Consider the following 10289-nt stretch of genomic DNA (forward strand, 5'->3'; position numbering starts at 1 on the left):
CACCCACCCCACCGAAGGGAGCCCCGAGTGACCACCACGTCGCCCGCCTGCACGGTCGTCGTACCCACCTACAACCGCGCCGGCCTGCTCGCCCACACCCTCGACTCGCTGGTCCGCCAACGCCTGGACGACGCGTTCGAGGTGGTCGTGGCGGACGACGGCTCCTCGGACGACACCGCCGAGGTGGTCGCCTCCTACCGGGACCGCCTCGACATCCACTACGCCTTCCAGGAGGACGAGGGCTACCGCGCGGCGAAGGCCCGCAACCTGGGCCTGTCGAAGGCGCGCGGCGAGGTGACCGTGTTCGTCGACTCCGGCGTGATCCTCCAATCCGGCGCGCTCGCGGCCCACTTGGACGCGCACCGCGTGGCGGAGGGGCCCACGGCGGTCGTCGGGTACGTCTTCTGCTTCAACGAGGGCAACGAGGACGGCGACGAGATCCTCAAGTCCCTGAACTTCGCCGACCCGGACGCCTCGTTCGCCGAGTTCGCCGCGGAGAAACGCTGGCTGGACATCCGCGAGGACTACTACGAGCGCTACGGCGAGGACCTGGACGCCCTGACCGCGCCCTGGCTGATGTGGTGGACGTGCAACTCCTCGGTGGACACGGCCCTGTTGCGGGAGGTCGGCGGCTACGACGAGGCGTACCGGCAGTGGGGCGCCGAGGACGTCGACGTGAGCTACCGGCTGCGCACGGCGGGCTGCCGTTTCGTCCTGCGCCGCGACGCGACCGCGCTGCACGTCCCGCACCCGAAGGACTACGAGTCCAACATGCGCTCGGCGGCGGTCAACTACCGCTATTTCGCGGCCAAGTACGACACCCCGGTGGCGCACCTGGTGGTGGACACGCACTTCCACGAGATCGAGGACGTCCTCCGCTCGCGGGGCCTCGCGGACGGCGAGCCGACCGAGCACTTCGGGACGGTCGTGCGGCCCATCGACCAGATGGACGCGGAGCGCGCGGCGGCGACCGGGGGTGACCGATGATGCCGTTGCTGGGCATGTGGACGGCCGCCGACCGGGACGCGCGCCGCGAGGCGCCCCGGGTGCTGGTGTTCTCCCCGCACCCGGACGACGAGGTGATCGCCTGCGGCGGCACGATCGCCCGGCTCGCGGTCGAAGGCGCCCGGGTGGGCGTGGTGTTCGCGACGGACGGCGCGATGTCGCACGCGGCGGTCCTCGGCATCCACACCGACCCGGCGCCGGCCGAACTGCGCACGATCCGCCGCGAGGAGGCCCGCCGGGCGGCGAAGGCGATGGGCATCGGCGCCGAGGCGGCCCGCTTCCTCGACTACCCGGACACTCAACTCGCCGAGCACCTACCGGAGTTCAGGCGGGACGTGCTGGAGATCCTGCGCACGAACCGGGACGTCGCCCAGGTCTACCTCCCGCACGAGATCCGCGAACTCAACGCCGACCACCGCCTCACCGGCGAGACGGTCGTCTCCTGCCTCGCCGAACTCGGCCTGGAACCAAAGGTGTTCCGGTACGTGGTGTGGGACGAGCGCACGGAGGACGAGTTCGGCTTCGTCAACCGCAACCCGGCGGCGGGCCGGAGCGACGCGACGGAGCGGCTGGTCTCCTTCGACATCACGCCGTACGTCGCGCAGAAGCACGCCGCGTTCCGCGAACACCGCACGCAGGTCGAGCTGTTCGCCCCCGGCCAGACCCGGGCCGTCGTACCGCCGCCGTTCCAGGAGCGGGTGTTCGCGGCACGCACCGAGGAGTTCTGGGTCACCGAAGCCGTCACCGAAGCCGAAGCACAGGAGGGCAGCCGATGACGACATACGCCGACAGCACAGACAGCGCAGACAGCCCGGACAGCACGAGCAATGCCGAACTCCCGTCCCTGCGCCCCCTGTCCGCCTGGCCCCGACTCACCTCCGCGTTCCCGAATGACCCGGAGATCGAGCGCCGAATCGCCGGGATACTCAGCCAGTTGACGCTGGAGGAGAAGGTCGGCCAGATGATCCAGCCGGAGTTGGCGGAGCTGACCCCGGAGGACGTACGGGACTTCCACATCGGGTCCGCGCTCAACGGCGCCGGGATCTGGCCCGGCGGCGAGCGGCACGCCTCGGTCCAGGACTGGGTGGACACCGTGGACCGCTTCTGGGAGGCGGCCGAAGAGGGCTGGAAGGGGCGGCCGTTCAGGATTCCGTTCCTGTGGGCGACCGACGCCGTGCACGGCCACAACAACGTGTTCGGCGCGACGGTCTTCCCCCACAACATCGGCCTCGGGGCCGCGCGCGAACCGGAGTTGATGCGCCGCATCGGCGAGGCCACCGCCCGCGAGGTCGCCGCGACCGGCATGGACTGGACGTTCGCGCCGACCGTGACGACCCCGCGCGACCGCCGCTGGGGCCGCTACTACGAGGGCTACGGCGAGGACCCGGCCCTGGTCCACGCGTACGGCAGGGCGATGGTCGAGGGCCTCCAGGGCGACGTCACCGCCCTGCGCGCGGGCGGCAGGGTCGTCTCCAGCCTCAAGCACTGGATCGCGGACGGCGGCACGGAGAACGGCGGCGACCGGGGCACCGCCCGCTGCTCGGAGCAGGTGCTGCGCGACATCCACGCGCAGGGGTTCATCGCCGGGATCGAGGCGGGCGCGCAGTGCGTGATGGTGTCGTTCAGCAGCTGGTCGAACCCGGCCAACTACGACCACTCGCCGGGGAGTTCGCAGCCGTACAACGACAAGGTGCACGGCAGCCGGTTCCTGCTGACGGACATCCTGAAGGACGCGCTCGGCTTCGACGGGGTGCTGCTCAGCGACTGGGACGCGCACGCGGAGGTCGCCAACTGCTCGGCGGGGGACGCCGGTTACGCGATCAACGCGGGCATGGACGTCCTCATGGTCGCGGGCCGCGAGGCCTGGCAGGGCGTGCACCGCTCGACCGTCCGGTACGTCCGTGACGGGGTGATCCCGATGTCCCGCATCGACGACGCCGTCTCGCGCGTCCTGCGGATGAAGCTGCGCCTGGGCCTGTGGGACCGCCCGCGCCCCCGCGACCGCGCCGGAGCCGGTCTCCTCGGCCACCCCGAGCACCGGGCCCTCTCCCGCGAGGCCGCCGCCAAGTCCCTCGTCCTGCTGAAGAGTTCACCCGGCGTGCTCCCCCTCTCCAGGTCCGCGCGCATCCTGGTGACCGGCTCAGCGGCCGACTCCCTGAGCAAGCAGTGCGGCGGCTGGACGTTCAGCTGGCAGGGCGACGACGTCACCCGGGCCGACTTCCCCGACGGCACGACCCTGACGGACGCCGTACGCAACACCCTCGCGCCGACAGGCCGGTTGACCCTGGACCCGGACGATCCCGCCGGGTACGACGTCGCGTTGGTCGCGATCGGCGAGGACGCGTACGCCGAGATGCGCGGCACCCTGAAGCCCTGGCGCTCCCTGGGCTACGCCGACCTGAAGCTGTCGTACGCCGAAGACCTGGCGCTGCTGCGGGAGTTGAAGGCGCGAGGCGTCCCCACGGTGACCGTCTTCCTCACCGGCCGCCCCCTGTACTGCACGGAGGAGATCAACCTCTCCGACGCCTTCGTCACCGCCTGGCTACCGGGCCCTTACGCCGAGGGGATCACCGACGTCCTCTTCGAGGGCGGCCCCGACTTCCAGGGCCGGCTCCCGGTCTCCTGGCCGCGCACCCGCGACTCGGCCGCCGTGAACCGTATCCCGCCCCACCTCCCCGACTACCGCGTCCCCGCGGAGGAGACCGCCCCCGAGGGCCGCCACACCCCGCTCTTCCCGGTCGGCCACGGCCTCAGGATGTACGACGGCGAGCTTCCCGCCGCCGGTCAACTCCCCCTGGACACCCCGGAACCGCCCCCACCGGCACCTCAAGTCGACGGCCCGCTGCGCGTGTTGGACGCGGACGGGACGCCGTACGACCTGAAGGTCGGCGGGCACAACACGTGGTCGCGGGAGGCCGTGCCGCTCACCGGGCCGATGAAGTGCCTGATCGTGCACAGCGATCCGGTGCCGGGACCGGCCGACGGCGTCGGGCTGCGCCTGCGGTACACCGGCTACCCCGCCTTCGTGTACGCCGAGTCGCCCACCGGCACCCCGGCCGACCTGCGCGGCTACCTCGGCGGCGAGGTGCGCTTCGCCGTCCGCGTCCTCCAACCCCCCACCGGCCCGCTCTACTTGGCGTGCCACGACGACTACCCCGCCCAACCGGGCGTCGACCTCGCGCCGCGACTGCGCGAGGTCGAACCGGAGCAGTGGGCCGAACTGGCCGTGCCGCTGGCCGAGTTGGCGGCGGCGGGGATGGATCTCCGGCATGTGGACGTGCCGTTCATGCTCTACACCGAGGGCACGGCGGTGCTGGAGATCGCCGATGTCTCCTGGCGCGTCCCGTAGGCGGACCTTCAGCGCCCACAACTCCCCTTCCCGGAAAGCGAATCACCCCAGATCCCCACGAGGTTGAACTGTGAGAATTCTTCTGGCGGGAAACCGCGGATATCTCGGCTGCGTCCTGGAGCGAGCGCTGCTGCGCGACGGGCACGAGGTCGTCGGTCTCGACACGGGCTTCTTCGATCCGGCGCCGCGCCAGCCCCGCAGGGACGTCCGCCGGGTCACCCGCGAGGACCTGCGCGGCTGCGACGCGGTGGTCAACCTCGCCGCGCTGTGCAACGACGCGTGCGGCGACCTCTCCGCCTCGGCGACCGAGCAGATCAACGCCCATGCCCCGGTCAGACTCGCCGAGTTGGCGAAGTCGCTCGGCATCCGGTCGTACGTCCTGGCATCCTCGTGCAGCGTGTACGGGGCCGCCCGGGACGGCGAGCTGACCGAGAAGGACGAGGTCGCGCCGGAGACCGCCTACGCCACCAGCAAGGTGACGGCCGAGCACGAGGTGCTGCGGCTGGCCGACGAGTCGTTCGCCCCGGTCGCGCTGCGCTTCGCGACCCTGTTCGGCGACTCGCCGTCCTTCCGCAGCGACCTCATGGTCAACCGCATCGCGCTGACGGCCGCGCGCTGGGGCCGGATCCAGATGAACGGCGAGGGGCTGCTGTGGCGTCCGCTCCTGCACGTCGCGGACGCCGCGCACGCCATCCGACTCGTCCTGGAATCGGGGGAGTCGGGCGGCGAGGTCTTCAACGTGGGCTTCGCCGAGCAGAACCACCGCATCGTCGACGTCGTCGAGATGGCCCGCGAACTCCTGCCGGACGTGATGGTCACCCGGCAACCCGCGCCGGACAGCCGCAGTTACGCCGTCTGCTTCGACAAGTTCCGGGCGGAGTACGGGGAGTTCAAGTCGACCTGCACCGCCGCCGACGGGCTGCGCGAGGTCCTCGACGCCTACCGGCTGCGGCTGCGCGCCCCGCTCGGCGAGACCGGCGACGGCTGGGCCGGCACCGACCGCCGCGAGTGGCTGCTCGCCAAGCGCTCGGCGGGCGACCTGGACGCCGACTTCCACTGGAACTCGCCCTCCACCGCCCTTGCCTGACGCTCCATCAGAAGGGAACTCCCATGAACGAGCCGCCGATCCTCCCGCCGGACGCCGTCCACACCGACCCGCGCGGCGCGATCACCGCGCTGCCGCCCTTCGCGACCGCCGGCACGATGGTCATCGAGTCCGAGCGCGGCGCCGTGCGCGGCAACCACTACCACCACGACGAGAGCCACCTCATGTACGTGGTCTCCGGCCGCATGATCTACATTGAGGACGACCCCCAACTGGGTATCTGCGTCGCGGAAGTGGGTCCGGGACAGTCCGTCGTCAGCCCCAAGGGCGTCCCCCACACCACCGTCTTCCCCGAGCGCACCGTCTTCGTCACCCTCTCCGACGTCGACCGCGCCGGCCACAAGTACGAGGACGCGGTCGTGCGCGTCGACCCGCTGGAGGAACGCCCGGAAGTGGCACCGTACTTGACGGGCATCGGCCCGCTCGTGACGGGCGAGCCGCAGCGGCGCCGGAGGCAGGCATGAACCGCGACCGCTGCCTGCTGTGCACGTCGGGCGCCCTGGAGGACGTCCTCGACCTGCGCCCCACACCCCCCGCGAACGCGCTCGCCGACACCGCGGCCGAGGCCCGCCGCGCCGCCCGCTTCCCCCTGCGCCTGGTCCGCTGCACGGCCTGTACGCACGTCCAGTTGGCGGATCTCGTGGACCGCGACCTGCTGTTCCGCGACTACAAGTACGCCACCGGCGCGGCCCCCGGCCTGGTCCGCCACTTCGCGGCGCTCGCCGGGATGCTCACAACTCGCCACCGGCCCGCGTCCGTTGTGGAGATCGGCTCCAACGACGGCACGCTGCTGCGGCAGTTCGCCGCGTCCGGCGTCCGCGTGCTCGGCGTCGATCCCGCCGCCGACCTGGCCCGGACCGCGGAGGAGTCCGGAGTCCCGACGCACGCGACGCACTTCGACGAGTCGGTCGCGGAGAAGATCATCGCCGAACAGGGCCCCGCCGACCTGGTGTTGGCGAACAACGTCCTGGCCCACGTCGGCGACCTCGGCAGCGTCCTGCGCGGGATACGGCGCCTGCTCGCGCCTACTTCGCACGCGGTCGTGGAGGCCGCGCACCTGCTGCCGATGGCGGTGACCGGGACGTACGAGTTCATCTACCACGAGCACATGTCCTACTTCTCGCTCCACGCCCTCCAACACGCCGCCGAGCTGGCCGACTTGGCGGTCGTGGACGTCGAGGAGATCCCCACGCAGGGCGGCTCGATCCGCTGCTGGCTGCGCCCCGCGACCGCCGTCCGCCCCTCCGACGTCGCCCCCGCCGTCGGCGAACTCCTCACCCGGGAGCAGGAGTCGGGCCTCCTCGACGGCGCCCTGACCCGGTCCTTCGCGGCCCGCACCCAGCGCGTCAACACCGCGCTGTACGACGTCGTCGAGGGCCTGCGGGCACGCGGGAAGCGGCTGTCGGGGTACGGCGCCTCGGCGCGGGCCGTGACGCTGATGACGCAGGCGGGGATCGACGACGCGATCGAGCGGATCGTCGACGACAACCCCCGCAAGCACGGCTTCCACATCCCCGGCTCGGGCATCCCGGTCCTGCCGCCGGACGCCCTGAACCGCGAAAGCACCGACTACTGCGTGCTGTTCGCCTGGAACTTCCGGGACGACATCACCGCCGGACTGACGGAGTACGTCGCATCCGGCGGCATGTTCGTGGTGCCGTTCCCGCACCTCACCGTCGAGTGAGCGCTACTGGTCCATCCCCGCGAGCACCAGCGGCAGCCGGTCCGCCCCGCCCTCGACGAGGCGGACCGGCACACCCCAGTCCTGCTGGTGCACATGGCACGCCGGGTACTCGATCCCGGGGTCGTCGTCGCACGACGCGGCCATCGCCGACACGTGCAACACCCCTTCCGCGACCGCCGGGTTCAGCTCCAGCACCCGCGCGAGATCCGTATCGGCGCCCTCCCCCGCGAGCAGCAGCTCCGGCGGAGTCGACGACACCAGCAGCCGCGTCGAGGGCCCGTACCGTGTGTCCAGCCTCTGCCCCGCCGGCGCCTGGAACACGACGTCCAACCGGAGCTTCCCGGCGGCCACTTCCGTCGCCGCGCGCTGCGTGCGGTGGGCGACCGCCTCGACCCGCACCGCCTCCTCGGGCAGCCGCAGCCGGGTGAGCCGGTGCCGGGCGGACTCGACGACGACCAGGTCGTCCCCGACGAGCACCGCGTCGGACGGCTCGCGCAGATCCGTCGCGAGGGTCGTCACCTCGCCGCTCGCCGGGTCGTACCGGCGCAGCGCGTGGTTGTACGTGTCGCTGATCGCCACCGACCCGTCGGGCAGGGCCGTCACCCCCAGCGGGTGCTGGAGCAGCGCCTGACCGGCCGCGCCGTCCCGGTGCCCGAAGTCGAAGAGACCGGTGCCGACCGCCGTGGACACGTTTCCGTCCGTGTCGACCCACCTCAGGGCCGACGTCTCGGAATCCGCCAGCCACAGCCGGTCACCCGCCGCCGCGAGCCCCGACGGCTGCGCGAACCACGCCTCCGCGCCGGGCCCGTCCACGAGCCCCTCGTTGGTGGTCCCGGCCGCGACGGCGACGGTCCCCTCGGCGGGGTCGTACGCCCACAGCTGGTGCACGCCCGCCATGGCGATCCACACCCGGCCCCCGAAGAGCGCGACGTCCCACGGCGAGGAGAGGTCGATCTCGCGCGCGGGCCCCGAGGTGGGCGAGCCCTGCCACCACTGCCGCCCGGTCCCGGCGAGCGTCGTGACGTCGCCGGTCGCGAGGTCGACGCGGCGCAGCGCGTGGTTGACGGTGTCGGCGACGACCACCGCCCCGTCGTCCAGCAGCGCGAGCCCCTGCGGCTCGCTGAAGGCGGCCTCGGCGGCCGTCCCGTCCGCGAACCCGCGCGCGCCGGTGCCGATCCGGCGTACGACGGTCTCGCCGTCCTGCGCCAGCTCCACGAGCTGATGCCGGGTCGTGTCGCTGACCAGGAAGTTCCCGGACGGCAGGACGAGCGCCTTGCCGGGGAAGCGCAGGGCCGTCGGCTCGGGCTCGGGCGCGACGTACGGGCCGTCCCCGCGCCGCAGCGTGCCCTTCGCGCCGTGCTCGGCCTCCAGCTCGGTCACCAGGCGCTCGATCGCGTGCACATGCCCCTCGCCCGCGTGCTGCGCGACGACGTACCCCTCCGGGTCGATCACCACCAGCGTCGGCCACGCGCGCACCGCGTACTGCTTCCACGTCGCGAGCTCCGGGTCGTCCAGCACCGGGTGCTCCACGCCGTACCGCTCCACCGCGTCCACGACCGCCTGGTGCTCCGCCTCGTGCACGAACTTCGGGGAGTGCACGCCGATCACGACGACCGTGTCCGCGTGCTTCTCCTCCAGCTCGCGCAGCTCGTCCAGGACGTGCAGGCAGTTGATGCAGCAGAACGTCCAGAAGTCGAGGATCACGATGCGTCCGCGCAGGTCGGACAGGGTGTACTGGCGGTCGCCCGTGTTCAGCCAGCCGCCCTTGCCGGTCAGCTCGGGGGCCCGGACGCGCACGCGGCGCGGAGTGGTGTCGCTCATGCCCTCAAGGGTGCCACCGGGCACTGACAGTCACGACAGCGCGTGCCCGGTCGTCGCGTCCACGTGGTCCGGGACCTCGTCGTGCCGGTCGCCGACGGTCGATGTGCCCGTCGGTTCGAGGAGCAGGATGTCGGTCGGGACGGGCGCGTACGGCTTGTGCTCCACCCCGCGCGGGACGGTGAAGACGGACCCCTTCTCCAGGACGACGGTCCGCTCGCCCGAGGGCTCCCGCAGGGCGATGTGCAGCTCGCCGTCGATCACGAGGAAGAACTCGTCGGTGTGGTCGTGCGTGTGCCAGAGGTGCTCTCCCTCGACGTGGGTCACGCGGACGTCGTAGTCGTTGACCGACGTGACGATGCGCGGGCTCCACCGCTGGTCGAAGGAGGCGAGGGCGGCGGCGAGGGAGATCGGTTCGTTGCTCATGCCGATCATGCTGGCGCTGGTCGGCCGCCCCCGGCGAGTGCTAGGAATCGCACATGCCGCAAGGATTCTCGCAACGGAACCGGCCGCCGCATCGGGTGGCCGTCATCGTCGACGAAGGCACCAACCCCTTCGAAGTGGGCATCGCCACCGAGATCTTCGGCCTGCCCCGCCCCGAACTCGGCCTCCCCGGGCGGCTCTACGAGGTGACCCTGTGCACGCCCACGCGCGCGGTGCGCATGAACCACGGGTTCTTCACCCTGACCGGCGCGGCCCGCCTGGAGGCCGTGGACGACGCGGACACCCTCGTCGTACCGGGCCGGCCGGACAACGTCGTCCCGCGCGGGGAGGACGTTCTCAAAGCGATCCGTCACGCACACGCGCGCGGGGCACGCGTCGTGAGCCTGTGCACCGGCAGCTTCGCGCTCGCCGAAGCGGGGCTCCTGGACGGGCGCCGGGCCACCACCCACTGGATGTGGGCGGACGCCTTCAGGGACCGCCACCCGAAGGTGCTGCTCGAACCCGACGTCCTGTTCGTGGACGAGGGCGACATCCTCACCGCCGCCGGGAGCGCCGCCGCGCTCGACCTCGGCCTGTACGTCGTCCGGCGGGACTACGGCGCGGAGATCGCCAACTCGGTCTCCCGCAGGCTCCTCTTCGCCGCCCACCGCGACGGCGGCCAGCGCCAGTTCGTCGAACGCCCCCTCCCCCGCGTCCCCGACGCATCCCTCGCCCCGCTCCTGGAGTGGGCCCAGGACCGCCTGGACACCCCCCTGACGGTCGCCGGCCTCGCCGCCCGCGCCTGCGTCTCCCCCGCGACCCTCCACCGCCGTTTCCGCGCCCAGCTCGGCACGACGCCGCTGGCCTGGCTCACGAGCGAACGCGTCGCGCTCGCGTGCCGGCTG

The 10289-nt window shown here is 72.2% G+C and carries 9 protein-coding genes; 7 read left to right on the forward strand and 2 right to left on the reverse strand.

The features are described 5' to 3' along the window. The first annotated feature begins 27 nt into the window (after window positions 1–27). The 6 genes from AOK24_RS02950 to AOK24_RS02975 all read left to right on the forward strand — a co-directional run bounded on the left by AOK24_RS02950 (window position 28) and on the right by AOK24_RS02975 (window position 7143). Window positions 28–987 (forward strand): glycosyltransferase, encoded by a 960-nt coding sequence (locus AOK24_RS02950; protein ID WP_063799375.1) that lies wholly within the window; start codon window positions 28–30, stop codon window positions 985–987. After that, on the forward strand, window positions 987–1781 hold the full coding sequence (locus AOK24_RS02955) for a PIG-L deacetylase family protein (protein ID WP_055718475.1): 795 nt from the start codon (window positions 987–989) through the stop codon (window positions 1779–1781). The genes AOK24_RS02950 and AOK24_RS02955 overlap by 1 nt, the downstream gene beginning before the upstream one ends. Continuing rightward, complete coding sequence (locus tag AOK24_RS02960) at window positions 1778–4354, forward strand: glycoside hydrolase family 3 protein (protein WP_079056653.1); 2577 nt, start codon at window positions 1778–1780, stop codon at window positions 4352–4354. Before AOK24_RS02955 ends, AOK24_RS02960 begins: the two co-directional genes overlap by 4 nt. Before the next feature lie 70 nt (window positions 4355–4424). Beyond that, window positions 4425–5441, forward strand: a complete 1017-nt coding sequence (locus AOK24_RS02965) for an NAD-dependent epimerase/dehydratase family protein (RefSeq protein ID WP_055718476.1) — start codon at window positions 4425–4427, stop codon at window positions 5439–5441. Window positions 5442–5464: 23 nt separating this feature from the next. Further along, on the forward strand, window positions 5465–5923 hold the full coding sequence (locus AOK24_RS02970) for a cupin domain-containing protein (protein ID WP_055718477.1): 459 nt from the start codon (window positions 5465–5467) through the stop codon (window positions 5921–5923). Beyond that, window positions 5920–7143 (forward strand): class I SAM-dependent methyltransferase, encoded by a 1224-nt coding sequence (locus AOK24_RS02975; RefSeq protein ID WP_055718478.1) that lies wholly within the window; start codon window positions 5920–5922, stop codon window positions 7141–7143. Before AOK24_RS02970 ends, AOK24_RS02975 begins: the two co-directional genes overlap by 4 nt. A 3-nt stretch (window positions 7144–7146) precedes the next feature. Here AOK24_RS02975 and AOK24_RS02980 read toward each other — a convergent pair whose 3' ends face one another. Together AOK24_RS02980 and AOK24_RS02985 are read right to left on the reverse strand one after the other, a co-directional pair. Beyond that, window positions 7147–8964, reverse strand: coding sequence for a thioredoxin-like domain-containing protein (locus AOK24_RS02980; protein WP_055718479.1), 1818 nt, complete (start codon window positions 8962–8964; stop codon window positions 7147–7149). A 30-nt stretch (window positions 8965–8994) separates the two neighbouring features. Further along, complete coding sequence (locus AOK24_RS02985) at window positions 8995–9387, reverse strand: cupin domain-containing protein (RefSeq protein WP_055718480.1); 393 nt, start codon at window positions 9385–9387, stop codon at window positions 8995–8997. A 53-nt stretch (window positions 9388–9440) separates the two neighbouring features. Here AOK24_RS02985 and AOK24_RS02990 point away from each other — a divergent pair. Continuing rightward, window positions 9441–10289, forward strand: an 849-nt coding sequence (locus tag AOK24_RS02990) for a GlxA family transcriptional regulator (protein ID WP_055718481.1), incomplete at its 3' end; no start/stop codon positions are given.

It is taken from the genome of Streptomyces niveiscabiei (assembly GCF_001419795.1).
Classification (GTDB): domain Bacteria; phylum Actinomycetota; class Actinomycetes; order Streptomycetales; family Streptomycetaceae; genus Streptomyces; species Streptomyces niveiscabiei.